The 19,124-nt window shown below is 72.8% G+C and carries 19 protein-coding genes and 2 pseudogenes; 12 read left to right on the top strand and 9 right to left on the bottom strand.

Translation table 11 applies throughout. The features are described 5' to 3' along the window. The first annotated feature begins 3 nt into the window (after positions 1 to 3). Both ABEA93_RS23275 and ABEA93_RS23270 read left to right on the top strand, forming a co-directional pair. Positions 4 to 543: a hypothetical protein gene (locus ABEA93_RS23275; RefSeq protein ID WP_345677829.1), complete on the top strand. Its 540-nt coding sequence runs from the start codon at positions 4 to 6 to the stop codon at positions 541 to 543. Positions 544 to 918: 375 nt separating this feature from the next. Then, positions 919 to 2,064 (top strand): epoxide hydrolase family protein, encoded by a 1,146-nt coding sequence (locus ABEA93_RS23270; RefSeq protein ID WP_345677649.1) that lies wholly within the window; start codon positions 919 to 921, stop codon positions 2,062 to 2,064. A gap of 36 nt (positions 2,065 to 2,100) precedes the next feature. Here the strand turns inward: ABEA93_RS23270 and ABEA93_RS23265 are convergent, their stop codons facing one another. Further along, the gene (locus tag ABEA93_RS23265; protein WP_345677648.1) at positions 2,101 to 2,742 is read right to left on the bottom strand and encodes a LysE family translocator; all 642 of its coding nucleotides are present in this window, start codon (positions 2,740 to 2,742) and stop codon (positions 2,101 to 2,103) included. Positions 2,743 to 2,877: 135 nt separating this feature from the next. Between ABEA93_RS23265 and ABEA93_RS23260 the strand changes: the two genes are divergently transcribed. Then, the gene (locus ABEA93_RS23260) at positions 2,878 to 4,212 is read left to right on the top strand and encodes an aminotransferase-like domain-containing protein (protein WP_345677647.1); all 1,335 of its coding nucleotides are present in this window, start codon (positions 2,878 to 2,880) and stop codon (positions 4,210 to 4,212) included. Positions 4,213 to 4,253: 41 nt separating this feature from the next. On the opposite strand, the gene ABEA93_RS23255 is transcribed toward ABEA93_RS23260, so the two are convergent. The 3 genes from ABEA93_RS23255 to ABEA93_RS23245 form a co-directional block, all read right to left on the bottom strand. Continuing rightward, a complete protein-coding gene (locus ABEA93_RS23255) occupies positions 4,254 to 4,712 on the bottom strand; it encodes a group II truncated hemoglobin (protein WP_345677646.1) in 459 nt (152 codons plus the stop codon). 4 nt (positions 4,713 to 4,716) lie between these two features. Next, on the bottom strand, positions 4,717 to 6,210 hold the full coding sequence (locus ABEA93_RS23250; RefSeq protein WP_345677645.1) for a class I adenylate-forming enzyme family protein: 1,494 nt from the start codon (positions 6,208 to 6,210) through the stop codon (positions 4,717 to 4,719). 394 nt (positions 6,211 to 6,604) lie between these two features. After that, positions 6,605 to 7,180 (bottom strand): nuclear transport factor 2 family protein, encoded by a 576-nt coding sequence (locus ABEA93_RS23245; RefSeq protein WP_345677644.1) that lies wholly within the window; start codon positions 7,178 to 7,180, stop codon positions 6,605 to 6,607. Positions 7,181 to 7,238: 58 nt separating this feature from the next. Here ABEA93_RS23245 and ABEA93_RS23235 point away from each other — a divergent pair, with 58 nt between their 5' ends. After that, positions 7,239 to 8,231 carry a transposase gene (locus ABEA93_RS23235; RefSeq protein WP_425585056.1) on the top strand — a complete coding sequence of 331 codons (993 nt, stop codon included), beginning with the start codon at positions 7,239 to 7,241 and terminating at the stop codon, positions 8,229 to 8,231. Between the two features lie 300 nt (positions 8,232 to 8,531). Here the strand turns inward: ABEA93_RS23235 and ABEA93_RS23230 are convergent, their stop codons facing one another. Beyond that, positions 8,532 to 9,182, bottom strand: a complete 651-nt coding sequence (locus tag ABEA93_RS23230; protein WP_345677643.1) for a TetR/AcrR family transcriptional regulator — start codon at positions 9,180 to 9,182, stop codon at positions 8,532 to 8,534. Positions 9,183 to 9,366: 184 nt separating this feature from the next. On the opposite strand from ABEA93_RS23230, the gene ABEA93_RS23225 reads away from it, so the two are divergent. Together ABEA93_RS23225 and ABEA93_RS23220 are read left to right on the top strand one after the other, a co-directional pair. Continuing rightward, positions 9,367 to 10,485 carry an ABC transporter permease gene (locus ABEA93_RS23225; protein WP_345677642.1) on the top strand — a complete coding sequence of 373 codons (1,119 nt, stop codon included), beginning with the start codon at positions 9,367 to 9,369 and terminating at the stop codon, positions 10,483 to 10,485. Further along, positions 10,482 to 11,150 carry an ABC transporter ATP-binding protein gene (locus ABEA93_RS23220; protein ID WP_345677641.1) on the top strand — a complete coding sequence of 223 codons (669 nt, stop codon included), beginning with the start codon at positions 10,482 to 10,484 and terminating at the stop codon, positions 11,148 to 11,150. The genes ABEA93_RS23225 and ABEA93_RS23220 overlap by 4 nt, the downstream gene beginning before the upstream one ends. A gap of 82 nt (positions 11,151 to 11,232) precedes the next feature. Here the strand turns inward: ABEA93_RS23220 and ABEA93_RS23215 are convergent, their stop codons facing one another. Beyond that, positions 11,233 to 11,994, bottom strand: a complete 762-nt coding sequence (locus tag ABEA93_RS23215; RefSeq protein WP_345677640.1) for a class I SAM-dependent methyltransferase — start codon at positions 11,992 to 11,994, stop codon at positions 11,233 to 11,235. 231 nt (positions 11,995 to 12,225) lie between these two features. On the opposite strand from ABEA93_RS23215, the gene ABEA93_RS23210 reads away from it, so the two are divergent. The 3 genes and pseudogenes from ABEA93_RS23210 (at position 12,226) to ABEA93_RS23200 (ending at position 14,447) form a co-directional block, all read left to right on the top strand. Beyond that, on the top strand, positions 12,226 to 12,537 hold the full coding sequence (locus tag ABEA93_RS23210) for a hypothetical protein (RefSeq protein WP_345677639.1): 312 nt from the start codon (positions 12,226 to 12,228) through the stop codon (positions 12,535 to 12,537). A 67-nt stretch (positions 12,538 to 12,604) separates the two neighbouring features. Beyond that, positions 12,605 to 12,954, top strand: a pseudogene (locus ABEA93_RS23205) (hypothetical protein). A gap of 116 nt (positions 12,955 to 13,070) precedes the next feature. Next, positions 13,071 to 14,447, top strand: coding sequence for an MFS transporter (locus tag ABEA93_RS23200; protein ID WP_345677638.1), 1,377 nt, complete (start codon positions 13,071 to 13,073; stop codon positions 14,445 to 14,447). 45 nt (positions 14,448 to 14,492) lie between these two features. Here ABEA93_RS23200 and ABEA93_RS23195 read toward each other — a convergent pair whose 3' ends face one another. Continuing rightward, positions 14,493 to 15,170 carry a TetR/AcrR family transcriptional regulator C-terminal domain-containing protein gene (locus ABEA93_RS23195; protein ID WP_345677637.1) on the bottom strand — a complete coding sequence of 226 codons (678 nt, stop codon included), beginning with the start codon at positions 15,168 to 15,170 and terminating at the stop codon, positions 14,493 to 14,495. 63 nt (positions 15,171 to 15,233) lie between these two features. After that, the gene (locus tag ABEA93_RS23190; protein WP_345677636.1) at positions 15,234 to 15,917 is read right to left on the bottom strand and encodes a TetR/AcrR family transcriptional regulator; all 684 of its coding nucleotides are present in this window, start codon (positions 15,915 to 15,917) and stop codon (positions 15,234 to 15,236) included. 106 nt (positions 15,918 to 16,023) lie between these two features. On the opposite strand from ABEA93_RS23190, the gene ABEA93_RS23185 reads away from it, so the two are divergent. Then, positions 16,024 to 17,238, top strand: coding sequence for a cytochrome P450 (locus tag ABEA93_RS23185; RefSeq protein ID WP_345677635.1), 1,215 nt, complete (start codon positions 16,024 to 16,026; stop codon positions 17,236 to 17,238). Further along, positions 17,232 to 18,284 (top strand): alpha-hydroxy acid oxidase, encoded by a 1,053-nt coding sequence (locus tag ABEA93_RS23180; protein WP_345677634.1) that lies wholly within the window; start codon positions 17,232 to 17,234, stop codon positions 18,282 to 18,284. The genes ABEA93_RS23185 and ABEA93_RS23180 overlap by 7 nt, the downstream gene beginning before the upstream one ends. Before the next feature lie 18 nt (positions 18,285 to 18,302). Here the strand turns inward: ABEA93_RS23180 and ABEA93_RS23175 are convergent. Then, positions 18,303 to 18,797: pseudogene (locus tag ABEA93_RS23175) on the bottom strand (HAD domain-containing protein); the annotation flags it as partial. A 144-nt stretch (positions 18,798 to 18,941) separates the two neighbouring features. Between ABEA93_RS23175 and ABEA93_RS23170 the strand changes: the two are divergent. After that, positions 18,942 to 19,124 (top strand): hypothetical protein (locus ABEA93_RS23170; protein WP_345677633.1); only part of this gene is annotated, 183 nt, incomplete at its 3' end.

Raw genomic sequence — 19,124 nt, 5'->3', positions numbered from 1 at the left:
ACGGTGTATCACTACGACTTCCACGACGCCCGCGGCCACCAGGATCGCCGCGTCGCGCGCCGTGTCGCGCGGGGCGAGCCCGTGGCAGATCCGACCCCGGACCAGGTCTGGGTGGAACAGAGCCCGGAGGAGATGGCCGCCGAGACCCTGGCCGGCTTCCCCGTCCGCTTCGCGTGGGCGCTGGACGACCTTCGCGCACTGTTCACCGGCCGGCCTGCGATCGCCGAGGGATGGGGACTGCGCCCGGAGCTCGTCGCGCCGCTGCTCGACTCGCTTCGGCGCATGGTCGTCCTCGTCCCCACCGACGACTTCCGCCACCACCAGCTCCGCACCCTGCCGCGCGCACGAGCCCTCAACGCCCTCGTCACCGACCCGGCCCGCGCCCAAGCCAACCGCATCGCCCGTGACCGGCTGATCGCCGAGGACGCGGCGCGGAACGCACGCCGCCTCGGCATCCGCATCATCGAAGTCGACGGCACGCTCGACGCGTCGGCGGTGGCGACAGAGGTGGCCGAGCACTTCGCCCCTTATCTCGGTGCGTGATGCCAAGCTGAAGGCCTGGTTCTCCGTCCAGGGCGCTCCGGTAGACGCGGCCGTCTTCGATGACTGGTGGTCCGGCCCGCTGTTTCACTCGGACGTAGGAGCCCCGCGGCGGCCACGCCTCGCACAGCCCGCCATCTCGGGGGACAGGCTCACGACCCCGGAACGGCGGCTCGTGCAGATGTGTAGGTCCACAGGGACGACACGACGTGGGGCCTATCGGGGCGTCGTCGCGGCAGCATCCGTGTCGGCGCCTGGCGGTGGTGCCCGACGGGGCGGGCCGGCTGTCGGGGATACCGCTGAGGCCGCCTGCAGCAGGTCCCAGGACCCCGCCCGGTGTCCCTGGTCATGCGTTCTCCCTCCCGCTAGCGTGCGGCCATGACGCAGCCGGAGAATGTGACGCCGTTTCAGATCGAGGTCCCGGACGCCGATCTCGTGGACTTGCGGGAGCGGCTGGCGCGTACGCGGTGGCCGGACACGGAGACCGTCGACGACTGGTCGCAGGGCATACCGCTGGCCTACGTGCGCGACCTCGCCCGCTACTGGGCCGAGGACTACGACTGGCGGAAGGCCGAGGCGCGCTTCGCCGCCTACCCGCACTTCACCACCGCGATCGACGGCCTCGACATCCACTTCCTGCACATCCGGTCGCCGCACGAGGACGCGATGCCGCTGATCCTCACGCACGGCTGGCCCGGGTCCTTCGTCGAGTTCCTCGACGTCATCGGCCCGCTCACCGACCCGACCGCGCACGGGGGCGACGCGAGCGACGCGTTCCATCTTGTGGTGCCGTCGCTGCCCGGGTACGGCTTCAGCGGCAAGCCGGAGCGCGCCGGGTGGAACGTCGAGCGCATCGGCGCCGCGTGGGCCACGCTCATGGACCGGCTGGGCTACGAGCGCTACGGCGCGCAAGGCGGCGACTGGGGTTCCATGGTCACCGTCGCGACCGCCAAGGCCGGCGGCGACAAGGTGGCCGGCATCCACCTGAACATGCCGGTGGTGTCGCCTGACCCCGCCACGTTCTCCGACCTGACCGACACCGAACGCAAAACCCTCGCGGACCTCGCGTCGCACCGCGACCACGGCACCGGGTACTCGAAGATCCAGTCCACCCGCCCGCAGACCCTCGGCTACGGGCTGGCCGATTCACCGACCGGGCAACTCGCGTGGATCGTCGAGAAGTTCCAGGCCTGGACGGACTGCGACGGACACCCCGAGAACACCCTCACCCGCGACCAGATGCTCGACAACGTGACGCTGTACTGGCTCACCGGCACCGGGGCGTCGTCCGCACGCCTCTACTGGGAGAGCTTCAACGGCCCGCACCTGGACGAAGTGACCACGCCGACCGGCTGCTCGATCTTCCCGCACGAGATCATCCGCGCCTCGCGCCGCTGGGCGGAGAAGCGCTTCACGGACCTGCGCTACTGGAACGAACTCCCGGCCGGCGGCCACTTCGCGGCCTTCGAACAGCCGCAGACCTTCGTCGAGGAAGTACGCCGGTTCTTCCGCCTCGTACGCTGACCGCCGACCCGAAGGCCGCGTGATCCAGTCCGCGGCCTACGCCGCCGTCGGGCGGGACGAGTCGGTCACCAGCTTGACCGCGATCAGACCGAGCATGGTGCCCATGACGTAGCGCTGCGCACGCAGCCAGCCGGGGCGGCGGGCCAGGAACACCGCGATCGTGCCCGCCGCCAGCACCATCGTCAGGTTGACCGCGACGCTCGCGGCGATCTGCACGCCGCCAAGCACCAGGCTCTGCAGGAACGCGTGCCCGGCCTTCGGATCGAGGAACTGCGGAATGATCGTCAGATAGAGCAGCGCGGCTTTGGGATTCAGCAGGTTGGTGAACAGCCCCATCATGAACAGCTTCCGCGGCGAATCCCGGGGAAGCTCGGCGGCCTCGAACACCGAGATGCCGCCCGGCTTGAGCGTCTGCCACGCCAGCCACAGCAGATACGCGGCACCCGCGGCCTTGACCGCGACATACAGCTCCGGCACGGCCACGAACAGCACCGACATGCCCAAGCTGGTCGCCACGAGGTAGACCACGAAGCCGACGGCCACGCCCGCGATCGAGATGGCACCGGCCCGGCGACCCTGCGTGATGCTGCGGGACACGCAGTACATCATGTTCGGCCCCGGCGTCAGCGCCATGCCGAGGGCCACCGCCGCCACACCCAGAATCGCCCCTGTTTCCATGCCGGTGAGCGTAAAGCGCCTTGCCGACTCGGTGCAATAGGAATATTGTTCTCGGTGCAATCAAGGTCGAGGCGCGCGCAATCCGCAGCGGAAAGCGAACAGCCGCCGCGGTAGCCGAGCAGCCGAGGAGAAGCCGTGGACTTCCGCACCGTCGCCGACGCCGTGGCCGCCGACATCGCCTCCGGCCGCCTGCGCCCCGGCGACCGGCTCCCCACCCAGCGCGACTTCGCCCGCGCCCACGGCATCGCCAACTCCACCGCCACCCGCGTCTACGCCGAACTCACCCGCCGCGGCCTCGTCGTCGGCGAAGTCGGCCGCGGCACCTACGTCCGCGCCGCCACGCCGCGCCCGTTCGCGCTCGCCGAACCCACCACGGCCGCCGTCGACCTCGAACTCAGCGTCCCCGCGGTCCCCGAGCAGTTCCCGCTGCTCGCCGACGGCATGAGCCGGATGCTCCGCCCCGACGTCCTGCGCGACGCCCTGCGCCCCGTCGGCGCAGCCGGCACCCCGGAGGCGCGGGAAGCCGCCGCGGGCGTCCTGGCCCGCGCCGGGTGGGCCCCGGAGCCCGACCGTGTCCTGTTCACCGGTACCGGACGCCAGGCCCTCGCCGCGGCCGTCGCCGCGCTCGTGCCACCCGGCGGCCGCCTCGGCGTCGAAGACCTCACCTACCCGGCAGCCCGCGCCATCGCCACCCGGGTCGGCGCCACCCTCGTCCCGCTCGGCATGGACACCGAGGGCCTACGCCCCGACGCCCTCGCCGAAGCACACAGATCCGCCCGCCTGCACGCCGTTTACGTCCAACCGACCCTGCACAACCCGCTGTCCGTCACGCTGCCCTACCAACGACGCCTCGAACTCGCACAAGTCACGGGCACGTTGGGAATCCCGATCATCGAAGACGCGGTTTGGTCCCACCTCGCCACGGATCCCGGGCCGCCGCTCGCCGCCTTCGCACCCCACCACACGGTGCTGATCGACAGCCTGTCGAAACGCGTCGCCCCCGGGCTCACCCTCGGCTTCGCCGTGGCCCCCGCATCCGGCGCCGATGCCGTTGCGCACGCCATCCGCTCCGGCGCCTGGACCGCCCCGCGCTTCGCCCTGGAAACCGCACTCGGCTGGATGCGCGACGGCACCGTACGCAGCATCGAAGCCGCCAAACGCACCGACGCCCGCGCCCGCCAGGCCGCCGTGGCCGACCTCCTCGCCGGCTTCCGCATCCGCACCGCGCCCGAGGCGTCCATGTGCTGGTGGGACCTGCCCGAACCGTGGCGCGCCGACACGTTCGTCGCGGCTGCCGCACGCCGCGGTATTGCGGTCACCCCAGGCGCGGCCTTCGCAGTACGCGCCACCGCCGCACCCAACGCCGTGCGCCTCGGACTGGCCTCCCCGCCGCCCGACGTCCTCGCCCGCGCCGTGGCGACACTGGCCGCCCTCGCCCGATCGGCACCCGACGACGAGGCGATCGGCTGAGCCACGCCGCCACGCGGAAGACCCGACAGGGACCGAGCCGCCTACTCCGACGGCTCCGTCCCCGCCGGCCAATCCCACATCGGGACCTCGCGCAGCGGATGCAGTTCGGCGTCGGTCCGCGCATGCGAGTTCTGCATCGCGACCTGCGACCCGAACTCGACGTGCTCGCGAAGCGCCTGCCGGAACGGCGCATCGGACGGCAGCCCGGCCTTGTCCGCCGCCGCCATGTACAGGTCGACGAACCGCTGCCGCTGCTCCTCGGCGATGCGCAGCCCCCGGTGCACCGCGATCAGTTGCAGGAACCCGCCCATGGCGCGGCTGAACGTGTCCGGGCCGCCGAACGTCTCGGCGGTGAACGCCGTGAGATGGGCAACGTGTTCGGGCTTCCCGTCGCCGAACAGCGGCTTCAGCAGGGGATCGGCAAGCACACTGCCGTAGAAGATGTCGATGAAGCGGTGGAGGCCTTCTTCTCCGCCGGCATGCTCGTAGAGCGTCACCATGCGGTCAGCATGACACGGCGGCCCCGGGTTCCGGCAACTCGCCGAGCTCGCCGGCCAGTTGGCGGCGCAAAAGTTTGCCGGTGGGGGTGTAGGGGAGTGCCTCGCGGACGACCACGTCGTCGGGGGTGCGCGAACCGCGAAGCTGGGCACGCACGTATGCGCGCAACTCCTCTGCGTCCACCGTCTGCCCGGTTGCGGGGACGACGGCCGCGGTGATGCGTTGGCCCCACTGGTCGTCGGGCATTCCCACGACCGCCACTTCGCGGACCGCCGGGTGGTGGATGAGCACGTCCTCGATTTCCGCGGGGGCGATGTTCTCACCGCCCCGGATGATGGTGTCGTCCGCGCGGCCTTCGATGTACAGGTAGCCGTCGGCGTCGATGTGCGCCCGGTCGCGGGTGGGGAACCAGCCGTCGTCGTCGAGCACCGACCCGGTGCCGAGGTACTCGCCGGATACCTGCCGGCCGCGCACCCACAGCTCGCCGTCCCGGACGGCGCCTTCCACGCCGGGCACGAACCGGCCCGCCGAGCCGAGACGGCGGCGCACCGCGGGATCCTCGGACACGAACGCGGCGCGGTGCTCATCGGGGCCCAGGACGGCGATCGTCGAACTGGTCTCGGTGAGGCCGTAGGCGTTGGTGAACCCGGCGTCGGGGAAGGCCGCCAGCGCCGCGGCGAGCACGGTGGCCGGCATACGGGCGCCGCCGTAGGCGATACCGCGCAAGGCCGGAGCGTTCGCTTGGCCGCCGTCGAGGGCGTCGACGATCCGCGCCAGCATGGTCGGCACCACCATGGCCTGCGTGACGGCTTCTCCGCGCACCAGCCGCAGCCACTGCCCGGCGTCGAAGTCGGGCAGGTGCACCATGCGGCGTCCCGCGTACAGGTTGCTGAGGACGCCGCCGACTCCGGCGACGTGGTACGGCGGCACGCTCACGAGGATCGCGTCGTCGTCCGCGGCCGACGCGAACTCGACGGTCTGCAGGACGTACCCGACCAGATTGTCGTGCCGCAGCACGACGCCCTTGGGGCGCGACGTGGTGCCGGACGTGAACAGCACGACGGCAGGTGCCGAGTCGTTCTCCGCGGAGGCAATCGGATCGGCCTTCGTGGCATCGTCGAACCACCGCGAGGCCGCCAGGACCGGGGCGGGGGAGTCGGCGAGTGCCGGGGCGTAGGCGTCCTCCGCGACCACGACCGCGCCCGGGAGATCGCCGATCAGTTCGCGCAACTGGGCGCCCGAAAGCCGGTAGTTGAGCGGCGTCAGCGGGACGCCCGCGTGCGCGGCCGCGAACAGCAGCGCGGGGAACGCCGGGCCGTTGACGCCCACGTACACGACGTGCCGTGCGCCCGCGTCGCGCAGCAGGCCGGCGCCCGCGGCCGCGGTGCGGGCGAGTTCGGCGTACGTCAGCCGCCGCGCGTCCGGCTCCGCCCGGCGGCCTACGGCCACCCGGTCGGGGTTGGCGGAGACCGCCATGTCGAGCAGCATCCCGATGCCCACGGGAACCCTCCCCTTCCGCGGCCCTTCCGAATATCGAAACGGCGGACAACCCGCCGACGGCACCGCTCCCGCAGCGAACCCCGTAGGGCGCGCGGGATCAAGAGGCATCGGCGAAGGCAGCGCATTCGATTCGGCTCCGCAGAGGCTCCGCAGAGGATCCGCAGAGGGTCCGCGGAAGGTCCGCGGAGCGGCCGTAGGGGCTTCGAAGAGGCTCCGCAGGGCCGCAGACGGCATGGGTGTGCCCCCGGAGCTGCCACTCCGGGGGCACCTGCCGCGCTGTGGGGCACGGGTATTGCGTGGTCGATTGCCCCGAGCGCTGGACACGGCCTGGGTATCGGGGCATTCCGTGCACATCGCCGGCGCCTCGGGCGCACGCTGACGGCGGTGTACGGGCTCAGGAACGCAGCGGGGCGATGTCCGACGGTGCCAGCTTGCGGCCGGCGATGCCGTCGAAGCCGTTGCGGTCCTGGTAGCTCTCCTCGCCGATGACGCGGCCTTCGTCGTCCATGACCCACACGATCGCCATGCGGACCTCGTACAGGTAGTACGCGTCCTGGTCGTCGATGTCTATGCCCATCGCGGCGAGGGCCTTGCCCGGGTAGGCCATCTTCATCACGCCGTCGGTGAGCACCGCGTGGCGGTCCACCGCAAGACGGTCGATCTCGTGCACGAGCTGCGTGGCGCCGCTCGCCACGAACGCGCTGTAGTACGCGCGGATGCCCTCGGTGCCGCGCGGGTGCAGGCGCTCGTTGTCCGGCGGGCCGAGGCGGTAGACCGGCTCCGGGGCGAGGGTGCCCATGAGTCCGTCGAGGTCGCCCTGCGCCTCGGACTTCATGTGCGTGACGATCGTTTCGAGGTTGCGCCGCAGGGCCGGGTCGGTCTCCTCGGCAAGCCGCTTCTCCAGCGGCACCCACGTCAGGTTGGGGTCGATGATCGCTGCGGTGTTCGCTGCGGGGTTCGCGGGGGCCATGGCCGACTCCTTGCACACGCCTTTGTTGTTTATGGCGTAAACGTTCTAGCATTGCTCCGTGACACGGTCAATGAAAACGCGGCTCGGGCTCCGCGACATCGTCCTGGCCGCCCGTGCGGTGCTCGCCGAGGGCGGTGTTCCGGCGCTCACCATGGCGGCGGTCGCCCGCCGGCTCGGGGTCACCCCGATGGCGCTCTACCGGCACGTCGACGGGCGCGACGAACTCCTGGCCGCGGTCGCCGACTCGGTCCTCGAGGACGTCGGCGCGGCGGCCGCGGAGCCCGGACTCCCGTGGTGGGACGCGGTGGAGTCGTGGATGCGCGACGTCCGGCACCGGATCGTGGAAAGCCCGTGGACTGCCCAATTGATCGGCACTCCCACACAGATCGCCCCCGCGTGGGTGGCCGCGCTGGACCGGCTGCTCGCCGCGCTCGAACGCGCCCCGCTGGACGACGACGCGCGCGCGGGCGCGTTGACCTGGATCGCCCGCACCACGGTCGGCATCGTCCTGCTGGAAGCCAAGTCCCCGCTCGCGCACGCGGGCCGCGCGGTCGGTGCGCCGCTGGAGGCCGCCCTGGAGACCGCGTCGCCGGAGATGGCGGCCCGCTGGGCACGGATCGAACGACCGCTCGAGCGCCACGGGGACGACTATTTGTTCGAAGACCTGGTGCGGCAGACGCGAGCCCGATTGCACGCGGCAGCACGTTTTGAAAAACACGAAGACGGGACAGCGACCCCGGAAGTCCCCGAAGTCCCCGAAGTCCCCGAAGCCCCCGGTATCCCCGACAGCTCCGACACCCCCGGCGACCTGACCGACGCCCAGTGGCACCTGATCCGCGTGCTCCTGCCGCCCCCCGACCACCGCGGCGCGGCCCCCGCCGACGACCGCCGGGTGCTGAACGGCCTCCGCTACCGCGAACGCACCGGCGCGTCCTGGCGCGACATCCCCGCACGCTACGGCCGCTGGCAGACCCTCTACGGCCGCCACCGCAAGTGGGCCGCGGACGGGACCTGGAGCCGCGTCAGCGAGGCGCTCGCCGGCCGGGAGTGAGCCGTGCGCGGAACCGGAGCGGAAGCCCTCGACGCCCCGCTCCGCCCCATGACCGCCAGCCGCGCCGAAGTCGACGCCGGCATCAAGGAAGCGATCGGCCTCGTCCCGCACTTCTTCACCACGATTCCCACCGAACTGCTCGGGCCCGAGTGGGAGATCTTCAAGCGCCTCGAACCCGGCGAGACGCTGATCCCGAACAATCACAAGGAACTCGTCGGCGACGGCATCCACGCCGAGACCAAGTGCCGCTACTGCTCGCTGTTCCACCGGACAAGTGCGCAGACTGTCCGCGGACCCTGCCTATTCGCGAGCTGCCGCCCCGGACGTGCCCGTCGCCGCCTCGTCGGCCCCGGTCGCACCCGCCGCCGTCCCGGTCACCCCGGCCAGGGCGGCGACCGCCAACTGCGTCGCCCGCTCGTTCACCGCTGCGAAGTCGTCGCCGGACTCGATGGCCTTCGTGGCCGCGTTGACGAAGCCCTGGAGTAGCCCGGCCGTCCGGCGCGGGGCGTCGTCGCCCAATTCCTCCAGCGTCTCCACAAGGGGCTGCAGGATGTCGCGGTGCGCGTGCTCGGCGCCCGCCCGCAGGGCCGCCGCGTCGCGGTCGCCGGCCAAAGCCTGCGCCACGCGGTGCTCTCCGTCCCGGACCAAGGCCAACTGTGCGGTGACGAACGCCGCGACGCGTCCCTCCGGGGTGTCGGCCGCGGCCATCGCCGTGCGGATCGGTGCCGTCCAGCGCGGCGCGGCCTCGACCACCACCGCTTCGAGGAGTTCCTGGCGGCTGCCGAAGTACTTGTACACGCTGTTGCGGGCCAGCCCCAGCCGATCGGCGACGGCGCCGAACGTGACCCGGGCGGCGTCGCCCTCCTCCAGCAGCTCGTGCGCCGCGCGCACCAGCGCGGCGCGCTGCTGCGCGCGGTGGTCGGCGACGGACGCGGCGGAGATCCTGGGCACGCGCCCAGTCTAGGGAGCGGCCGGCCGACAGCCTCCGGCACTTGGGGACGCGGTGTCGCCATCTGTTATCTTGGCGACGCGGTGTCCCCAACCTTGGTGTCGGCATCCCACCGCCCGGACGTCGCCGCGGCCCCGCGAACGACCCGGATCCCGCACACTCGAAACACCCCGAAGGGACCCCACCGTGTACCTCGCCCTGCGCGAGCTGCGCGCGGCACGCGGCCGCTTTCTGCTCATGGGCAGCGTCGTCATGCTGGTGGCGGCACTGGTCGGCATCGTGTCCGGCTTCACCGCCGGCCTCGGCAACGACACCGTCTCGGCCCTGCGCGCCTTGCCCGCCACGCACTTGGTGTTCTCCGCCGACGCCAAGTCCGACCAGTTCAACCGCAGCCTCGTCGGCGCCGACGTGCTCGACGCCTGGCGCGCCGAACCGGGCGTCGAGGCCGCGCCGCTGGGCGTCGCCATCACCCGCGGAACGACGAACCGCGGCGTGGAGATCGACCTCGCGGCCTTCGGCGTGGAACCCGGGTCGTTCGTCGCGCCGGACCCCGACTCGGGGCAGCCGGTCGGCACGACGCCGGGCGGCATCGTGGTGTCCCGGAAGCTCGCCGACAAGGGCGTCCACGTCGGGGACATGCTCACGATCGACCGGCTCGGCACCGCGGTGCGCGTCGACGGGATCACCGGTTCCGCGTCGTACGGTCACGTCCCGGCCGCGTACGTGCCGCTCGACGTGTGGACGCGGCTGCGCTTCGGCATCCCGGGCGCCGACCCCAACGCGACGCTGCCGCGGCAGTTCAGTGCCGTGGCCGTCCGCGCATCGGGCTCGGCCGCCCTGCCGATCGACCGGCTGGACGCCGCGAAGGGGACGCACACCATCAGCCGCGGCGCGTCCTTCGCCGCCGCCCCCGGCTACAGCGGCGAGCGCGTCACCATGAACTCCATCCAGGTGTTCCTGTACCTGATCGCGCCGCTCGTCGTCGGCGCCTTCTTCGCCGTGTGGACGGTCCAACGCGGCCCGGAGCTCGCGCTGTTGCGCGCCATGGGCGCCTCGCGTCCCCGGCTGCTGTGGATCACCGCGGTGCAGGCGGCAATCGTGGTCGCCGCAGGGGCCGTTGCCGGCGGGGCGGTCGCGGCCGGCGTCGGACTGCTGCTCGGCTCGGCGGTCCCCTTCAGCCTGCCGCCGCTCACGCTCGTGGCCACGCTCGGCGGAGTCGCCGCCCTCGGCCTGGCCGGCACCGCGATCACCCTCCGCCGGGTCACCGCACCCGACCCGCTCACCATGCTCGGAGCCCACCGATGAGCCTCGTGCTGTCCGACGTCACGGTCACCCTCGGCCGCGGCGACACCCGCACCACCGTTTTCGCGGGCCTCGACGCGGCGTTCGCACCAGGACACCTCACCGCGCTCGCCGGGCCGTCCGGCTCGGGCAAGTCCACACTCCTCGCTGTGGCCGGGGCGCTGCTGCGCCCGGACCGGGGGTCGGTCGTGCTGGGCGACCGCGACCTGGCGGCGCTCTCCGATGCCGAACGTGCGCGCGAACGCCGCGAGCACATCGGATACATGTTCCAAAGCGGCAACCTGCTGTCCGCACTGACATCCGTCGAACAACTGCTCGCCGCCGCCTACATCGCCGGGCACAAGCCGTCGCGGCTCAAGAAGCGCGCCGCCGAAGCACTTGAGGAAGTCGGCCTCGGGCAGCGGCTGCGGCACCGGCCCGACCAGCTGTCCGGCGGCGAACGGCAGCGCGTCGCCCTGGCCCGCGCGCTGTTCCTCGGCCCCGAACTGCTGCTGATCGACGAGCCGACGGCGGCGGTGGACCGCGGTCAGGCGGCGATGCTGGTCGAGGTCATCGCGGAACGCGCGCGGGCACAGGGCTGCGTGGCGGTAGTGGCCACCCACGACCCCGTGGTGATCGCCGCCGCGGACGAGGTCGTGAACCCGGCGGGGGAGCGGGTCTCCGTCTGACGCGCTTCTCCGCCGCTCCGGTGGGCCGGTCCGGTGCCGGCCGGACCGGCGGCGCAGGAACGTGCCCGGCAGTTCCCGGCGTTCAGCCTCGGCGGACCGCGCTCACCCGAACGGTGGTGAACCCATGGTCGCGGAACGTCGCGGAATCCGCCTCGCGCAGCGCCGCCGGGATGTCGAGGCCCGGCGGCAGCAGCGGCCGCAGTTCGGCGAGGCTCAGGCGCCAGTAGCGGGCCATCGGGCTGCCCGTGGCGACGGTGGTCGACGTGCGGTGCGTGGCGATGTCCGTCAGTCCGGTCGCGGCCACGTGGGCGGGGAGTTCGCGGGCCCAGAGGGAGTCGGTGCCGACGTACCGGTGCTGCGCCTCCACCATGGCGAGTGTGACCGTGCGGTACGCCCGATGGGGTGAGTCGTAGACCGGCGAGTGGTCCGGTTCCTCGACGACCAGGCGGCCGCCGGGGGCCAGCCAGGACACCATGTCGTGGAGGATGCGGTCGCGTTCGACCAGGTCGCAGAGCAGATAGCGGACGTGGATGAGATCGAACTTCCCCTCCGGGAAGCCGTCGCAGCGCACGTCGTGACGCACGAACTCCAGGTTGCCGAGCGGAGATCGGGCGGGCGGCTCGGCCAGGTCCGTGGCGACGACCCGGGCGCGCGGGAACTGCTCGGCCAGGCGGCGTGCCACGCTGCCGGTGCCCGCGCCCAGTTCGAGGCACAGCCGCGGCGCGGGACCGCGCAGCGCGGCCAAGGCGGCGAACGTATGCGGATCCAGCGCGTCGGCCAGTGCCGCGAGCCGGCGCGACGCGGTGAACTCCCGGGCGGGCGAGGGGATCGGGGCGTAGGCCAAGGAGTCTCACAAGGTCTCGTCGATCGGGCTGCCCCGGAACGGAGGACGCCGGCGGCGGCGCCGCGACGGCCCCGCTGCGCCGAGTGTGGCCAGCGGGATGGTTGCGGCGCAAATGAGCGGTGGTCAATGCGGGTGAACGGGGGCGGGGCGGCTGACCGGGACTTGACGGCTAATGGGGTTAGCTTTAGCTTGAAGCTAATCACATTAGCCAATCAGCTCAGGGAGTAAGCCATGCCGATCGCCAAAGCGGCCCGCGTATCGGGCTGGGCCTTGCTGGTGGGGTTCCTCGCGGTGTTCACGGTGTTCGAGTCGGCGAAGTACGGGTTGGTCACGACGACGGGAGCCGTTGTCGGGCTGGCGATCCCGGAGGTCGCCGGGCGGCTGTCCGGCCGGGCGCCGCGTACCGCCGCCGCATTGCGCGCGTGGTGGCTGCCGACGGTGCTTCTCGTCGTCGCCATGGTGTCGCCGGTCGGCGGGCCACCGCTGTTCACGGCGGGGCTGGGGTGGCTGACCCGGATCACCGCCGAACGGCTCCGCCCGTAGCGCGGGCGACGTGCCGCGGATCCGGTCCGGTCGATCATGTCCGGGCCGGGGTCACCAGGTTGGCCGGATGCCTTCTGCACTTGTCGTCGGTTACGACCCGCACGCAATCCCCGGCGTCGACGGAGAGGCGCTGCGTGCGGCGCTCGACGGGGAACTTGCCCGGTTCGGCGAACACGGCATCGACGCGGCCATGACGCTGGTCGTGTTCGACGAGTCCGCCGAGCCGCCCTCGTCGCCTCGCTGACCGAGCGGCCGTGGGACGTCGTGGTGGTCGGCGGCGGCGTCCGCAAGACCGAGCCGCTGCTGCCGCTCTTCGAGCGGATCGTGAATCTGATCCGGCGTCATGCACCCCAGGCCGCGATTGCGTTCAACACCAGCGGCGGGGACAGCGTCGAGGCGGCCCAGCGGTGGCTGTGAAACCCCCCGTGCGATTCTCCCTCGGCAGGTCCCGCGGGGGATCGGCCACGGCGGGGGACACGCAGGCCCGCCCGCGCCTCGGCGATCGAGGCGCGCAGGGCGGCTAGCGTCGGGCCATGGCCGAGATCGAGGTCGACGCGGACCGGGCGCGGGTGGTGTCGCCCGCTCTGCTGGTCGTGTGCCTGGGCTACTTCATGGTCATTCTGGACAGCACGATCGTGAACGTGGCGCTGCCCGCGCTCGCCCGCGAACTCGGCACCGGCGTCAGCGGACTGCAATGGGTGGTGGACAGCTACCTGGTGGTGCTTGCCGCCGGCCTGCTGTCCGGTGGCGCGCTGGCGGACCGCTTCGGCGCCCGGCGGATCTTCCACCTCGGGCTGTGGCTGTTCGTGGCCGCGTCCCTGGGCTGCGGGCTCGCCTCGCAGGTGTCGGTCCTGGTGGCGGCCCGGGTGGTGCAGGCCGCGGGCGCGGCGCTGACCGTCCCCGCCTCGCTCGCCCTGCTGCGTGCGATGTACGCCCGGCCCGGCGCGCGGGCCCGGGCGGTAGGCGTGTGGGGTTCGGTGGCGGGGCTCGCCGCGGCGAGCGGCCCCGTCCTGGGCGGGGTGCTGGTCGAGGCGGCGAGTTGGCGGTGGGTGTTCTTCGTGAACATCCCCATCGGGTTGGCCGCCATCGCCCTGTCGCGTCATCGCGTCCCCGCCCCGGAACCCCGGGAACGCGGCCTGGACCCGGCCGGACAACTGACCGGTGTCCTGGCGCTGACCGCGCTCGCTCTGGCGCTGATCGAGGGCGGGCACCGCGGGTTCGACGCGCTGGTGATCGGCGGCGCCGTGGTCTTCGTCGTCGCCGCGGCGGCGTTCGTCATGGTGGAACGTGCCGCGGCCAACCCGATGCTGCCCCTGACGCTCTTCCGATCGCCGACCTTCACCGGCGGGTCGGCGGTCGGCCTCCTGATCAACCTGGGCTTCTACGGCCAGTTGTTCGTCCTGAACCTGTACTTCCAGCAGGTCAGGGACTATTCCGCGCTACAGGCGGGCTTGGCGCTGCTTCCCCAGATGGGCGTCGTGGTGCTCGGCTCCACGCTGTCCGGGCGGTTCACCGGTGCCCGCGGCAGCCCGCGGCGCACCGTCCTCACGGGGCTTCCGATCGCCGCCGTCGGCATGTTCGGCCTTGCGTCGGCGGCCTCGGGTGTCCCGTACCTGCTCCTGGTACCGCCGCTGATGGCCTCGGGGTTCGGCATGTCCTTCACCATGCCTGCGGCCACGACCGCGGTGACCGACAGCGCTCCGGCCGAGCGGGCGGGCCTGGCCTCCGGCGTCATCAACGCGGCGCGGCAGACCGGCAGCGTGATCGGCGTCGCGCTGATCGGCGCGCTGGTGGGCTCGGGTGCGCCCGACGCGTGGGGAGTGCGTGCGGCGTTCGCGGCCGCGGGCGGCAGCTTCGTCGCCGCCGCTGTGGTGACCCTGGTAACGATCGACCGGCCGGGACGCGCCTGAGCGCCGCGCGGCGGCGGACGTCAGTCCACGATCCACCGCACAGGCCTATCCCTCGGACTCGCCCTTCCCCATCAGCCGCTCCATCCCGCCCGTCACGAACTGCACCCCGAACTCGAACTGTTCATCCGCCGTGAGCCCCGCCACCACCGCGAAACTCCGCCGCAGCGTCGCATAGCGGTCGCCCTCCGCGGCCAGCTGCTCCGTCAACTCCGGCAGGGCCGGGTGCACCCCGGTCGGCCGCGCCGCGACCTCGTCCCGTGCCGACGCGTACGCGAACCGGGCCAGCAGCGAGAACGACATGATCGCCTCCGCTTCGCTCAGCCCCTCCTCGTGCAGCACGGCCAGCAGCCGGTCGAGCACCTCGATCCCACTGGTCGGGATCACCACGTGGGCTTTCAAATACGGCTGGTACTCCGCCTCGACCAGTCCGGCCCGCCGCATCGACCAGGCCAGGGCCAGGGTCAGCTCGCGCCACCCCGCGTCCTCCGGCACCTCCGGCGCTTCGAGAGCCGCCGACACCGCCGCCGCGGCCACGAGCGCCAGCAACTCGTCCTTGTTCTTCACGTGGTAGTGCAACGCACTCCGGTCGACACCCAGCCGATCCGCCACACTCTGCATGGTGACCTGCCCCGGCGGCATCGCCAGCGCCGTCTCCACGATCTTGTCGCGGTCGATGCGGCGCGGCCGCCCCAAGCGCTTCTGCTGCGGCGTTTCCGTGCCCATGCCGACATCCTCCCGCCGCCCGGTGCGTGTGCCCTACGGGGGCCCACCGCCACCGCGCGACGATCATTCTGCCAGCCCGGGCCGCACCGCTCCGGCGTCGGCCGTACCGGCCCGCACGGTCGCGGACACGGCCCGGCCGCGCGGCCGGAACCCGTCGAGCAGCAGCGCGGCCAGCACCCCCGCCGGGTCCCCCTCGTCGGCCGGCCCCGCGATCTCGTCGTAGCGGCGGTCGACGACACCGTGCGTGGCGGCGAAGACGACGCGGAGCATGCTCTCCGGGTCCACGTCCGCACGCAGCGACCCGTCCGCCGCCGCTTCCCGGAGCGCCCGCTGCCACACCGCGCGCACCGCGTCCCGCCGGGCGACCAGCGTGGCCAGCGACGGCGTACGGCGGATGTACGTCCAACTGTTCGACAGGCACAGGAACTCGCGCGGATACCGCAACGCCACCCCGACGCTCGCCCGCACCATCTCCTCGACCCGGTTCGCCGAAGGACCGCCCCCGGGGTCGGCCGACGAGGCCTCCAACGCTGCCTCCAGCGCCCCCAGATATCGCATCACCAGGTCGGCCAGCAGCGTCGACTTGTCCGGCACATGGCTGTAGAGCGACGAGGGCTTGAGCCCGCACGCCGCCGCAATGTCCCGCACCGACGTCCCGTGGTACCCGCGTTCGGCGAACAACTCCGCCGCGGCGGACAGCACCCGTTCGCGGGCGTCGACGGAGGCATGCGCGGTCTGTTGGGCCATTGCTTCCCCTCGGGGCCTGGCGTACCGTCCGGGGCAATCGGCGTACGAACGATCGTTCGTACGCCCGCTCGGCAGCCTATACCGCCGCACTGCCCGGAGGTACCCCGTGGCCGATCCGCAGCCGAACCCTCAGCCGAACGCCCTTGACCCCACCGCCGGCTCCCTCGAAGAACGCCTCCCCGTGATGGCCGCAATCCGGGCCACCGCACACGGTTCCGTCGACACTCCCGCAGGCCGCTACTTCGCCACCGCCGCGGGCGTCCGGGCCGCGCTCGCCGACGTGGACCGGTTCGTCGGCTCGTTCATCGACACCACGGCGCTGCCCGCCGACGAAGTGATGCTGTCCGCCGTGCCGGAACCCGAGCACGGCCGGCTGCGCAAGGTCGTCAACTCGGTCGTCGCCCACCACCGCCTCGCGCCCGCCGAGCCGTTCATCCGCACGACGGCGGCGGAGCTGGTCGCCGCTGCCGTCGCCGCGGCCGCGGACGGCAGCCCGGTCGACCTGGTCGCCGCCGTGTCCGACCCCCTGCCCAGCGCGGTCATCGCGCACATGCTGGGCGTCCCGCAGGCCGACCGCGAACGCTTCCAGATCTGGTCGGACGAACTCCTCGACGCCCAGCAAGACCGCCGCGCCCGCACCCTCTCCCAGGCGCACCCCGAATTCGCCGCCTACATCCAGCGGCTCATCGACGACCGACGTGCCGCCGACGATCCCCCCGACGACATCGTCACGCGCCTTCTGCAGACCGCCTACGACGACGGCACGCTGCTGTCCGACGCGGCGGTCCGCACCCAGACGATGTTCCTGATCGTGGCCGGCAACGAGACCACCCGCAACCTCGTCGCGAACTGCCTCCACACCCTCGCCGCCCACCCCGACATCTACGCCGCGGTACGCGCCGATCCCGCACTCCTCCCCGCGCTCGTCGAGGAGTCGCTGCGCCTCGACGCACCCGTGCAGATCCTCGCCCGCGCCGTGCGCGCCCCCACCGAGGTCGCCGGGTGTCCGCTCGCCGCCGGCGACCGTGTGGTCCTCGGCATCGCGTCCGCCAACCGCGACGAAAGCGTGTACGCCGACCCCGACGTGCTGCGCCTCGACCGCGCGAACCCCCGCGACCACCTGGCCTTCGGCACCGGCCCGCACGTCTGCCCCGGCGCCTCCCTGGCACGTCTGGAAACGCTCGCGATCCTCCAAGAACTCTGCGTCCGTGCCGAAAAAGTGCGGCTGGCACCGGACTTCGCCGCGGAACCCGGCACGGTCTTCTGGGCGCACGGCCAGCGCCGGCTGCCCTGCCTGATCACCCCGGCCGACCCGTGCTGACCCCCGACCCGCTGGAGTCGGCGGCCCGCGAAGCATTGTCGCCGGAGTCCTTCGCCTACATCGCGGGCGGCAGCGGCGACGAGGTCACCTTGCGTGCCAACACCGCCGCGTGGCGGGCCTACGCGCTGCGCCCGCACGTCCTGCGCGACGTCGTCGAAACCGACCTGACCACCACGGTCGTCGGCACCCCGCTCGCCGCCCCGATCGGGATTGCGCCCACCGCCATGCACAAGCTCGTCCACCAGGACGGCGAACTCGCCACCGCGCGCGCCGCCGCCGCGGCGGGCGCGCTGATGACGGTGTCGATGTTCGCCAACCACAGCTATGCCGACGTCGCCGAGGCGATGGACGGAGCACCGTTCTGGGCGCAGATGTACCTGCTGCGGGACCACGGCCTCACCCGCGAACTCGCCGTGCGCGCCAAGGAAGCCGGGGCGCGGGCACTCGTCGTGTGCGTCGACGGGGCGGCGGTGCCGCGCAGGTCGCGGTTCGCCGGAGGGGCGTTCGTGCCGCCGAAGGGACTCGCGTTCCCGAACGTGCGGGAAATCGGGCTCACCAAGGCGATCACCGGACTCGACCGGGCGATGACCTTCGACGACCTGACGCTGTTCCCCGAGTGGACCGGCCTGCCGATCGTGGTCAAGGGCGTCCAGCGCGGCGACGACGCGGCCCGCTGCGCGGCCGCCGGAGCCGCCGGGATCGTCGTGTCGAACCACGGCGCACGGCAGTTCGACGGCTGCACGCCGACCGCCGCGGTGCTGGGCGAGATCGTGGACGCCGTTGCCGGGAACGCCGAGGTCTACGTCGACGGCGGCATCCGCTCCGGCTCCGACGGGGTCAAGGCGCTCGCGCTCGGCGCCCGCGCGGTGTTCGCCGGACGCCCGCCGCTGTGGGCGCTCGCCGCCCACGGCGAGGCCGGCGCGACGGCGTGGCTACACGACTTCGCCGAGGACATCGCCCGCGTCCTCGCCTTCTGCGGCTGCCGGACGCCGGGGGAGGCCACCCGGGACCTCGTCGCGCGCGCCTGGCCCCCGCCGCACGGCTGAGCCGACGCCGCACCGGGGCCCTCGAAGCCACGCGTCGAGGGCCCTGAAGTCGGCATCGGTGAGCCCCAGCGCGTGGTCCACGTGGTGCAACAGCGCGGGCGCGGGATGGCGGTCGGCGACCCACGCCCGGTCCACGTCGGTGAGTTCGTCGTCCACCCAGACGAACGGCCGTCCCGCGGCCCAGGCGACGAGCGCGCGGGTCTTCCAGTGCAGCCCGGCGCGCTCGTCCAGGGCGTCGACGGCCGTCGGCTCCGGCCACACCACGACCGGGAGTCGCGGCAGCCCCAACAGCGGCGCCAGTTCGTCGTTCGCGTCGTGCATCCACGCCGTCGCCCACACCAACCGGCACGGCAGCGCGGCCAACCGGGGCCCCAGCGCGGGATCGCAACGGGTCGCGTACGGGTCGTCGGCGGCGGCGAACGAGCCCACGGGCGGCGGGGCGGCGCCCCCGAACGGCACAACGGTCCCGTCCACGTCGAGGAACAGCAGCGGCGGCTCATGCGGGCTGGTCACCCGGACACGGTAATGCCCGGTCCCGTCCCGCCGAGCGCGGGACGGGGCCCCGCCCCCGCGGCGTCATACCGGGCAGCACAGGCACGCCGTCCCGCGGCGCTGCCGGACCACGCACCCGCCAGGGGGACACCGACAATGCATCTCGTGCACAGCCGCCGTCCGGAGGACGAGCCGGGCGGCGACGAGCCGGACAACGTCGCCGAACGCGCGGCCGCGGCCCTGCACGCCGCCGGGAACGGCATCAAGCCGCCGCCGTGGCTCGCCCCGCGCGGCCTGGCCCGCGGCCGGCGGGCCCGCCGCGTCCGCGTGCTGGCCGCGGCGGGCGGC

This window comes from Yinghuangia aomiensis, assembly GCF_039542225.1.
Classification (GTDB): Bacteria; Actinomycetota; Actinomycetes; order Streptomycetales; family Streptomycetaceae; genus Yinghuangia; species Yinghuangia aomiensis.
Note: the sequence above shows the minus strand (reverse complement) of the source record. Positions and strands in the feature narration are given on the sequence as shown.

What these genes read in the sequence shown, in the direction of transcription:
- ABEA93_RS23270 (WP_345677649.1), top strand. Translation starts at nt 919, where the DNA reads ATGACGCAGCCGGAGAATGTGACGCCGTTTCAGATCGAGGTCCCGGAC.
- ABEA93_RS23265 (WP_345677648.1), bottom strand. Translation starts at nt 2,742, where the DNA reads ATGGAAACAGGGGCGATTCTGGGTGTGGCGGCGGTGGCCCTCGGCATG.
- ABEA93_RS23255 (WP_345677646.1), bottom strand. Translation starts at nt 4,712, where the DNA reads ATGGTGACGCTCTACGAGCATGCCGGCGGAGAAGAAGGCCTCCACCGC.
- ABEA93_RS23245 (WP_345677644.1), bottom strand. Translation starts at nt 7,180, where the DNA reads ATGGCCCCCGCGAACCCCGCAGCGAACACCGCAGCGATCATCGACCCC.
- ABEA93_RS23220 (WP_345677641.1), top strand. Translation starts at nt 10,482, where the DNA reads ATGAGCCTCGTGCTGTCCGACGTCACGGTCACCCTCGGCCGCGGCGAC.
- ABEA93_RS23210 (WP_345677639.1), top strand. Translation starts at nt 12,226, where the DNA reads ATGCCGATCGCCAAAGCGGCCCGCGTATCGGGCTGGGCCTTGCTGGTG.
- ABEA93_RS23200 (WP_345677638.1), top strand. Translation starts at nt 13,071, where the DNA reads ATGGCCGAGATCGAGGTCGACGCGGACCGGGCGCGGGTGGTGTCGCCC.
- ABEA93_RS23195 (WP_345677637.1), bottom strand. Translation starts at nt 15,170, where the DNA reads ATGGGCACGGAAACGCCGCAGCAGAAGCGCTTGGGGCGGCCGCGCCGC.
- ABEA93_RS23190 (WP_345677636.1), bottom strand. Translation starts at nt 15,917, where the DNA reads ATGGCCCAACAGACCGCGCATGCCTCCGTCGACGCCCGCGAACGGGTG.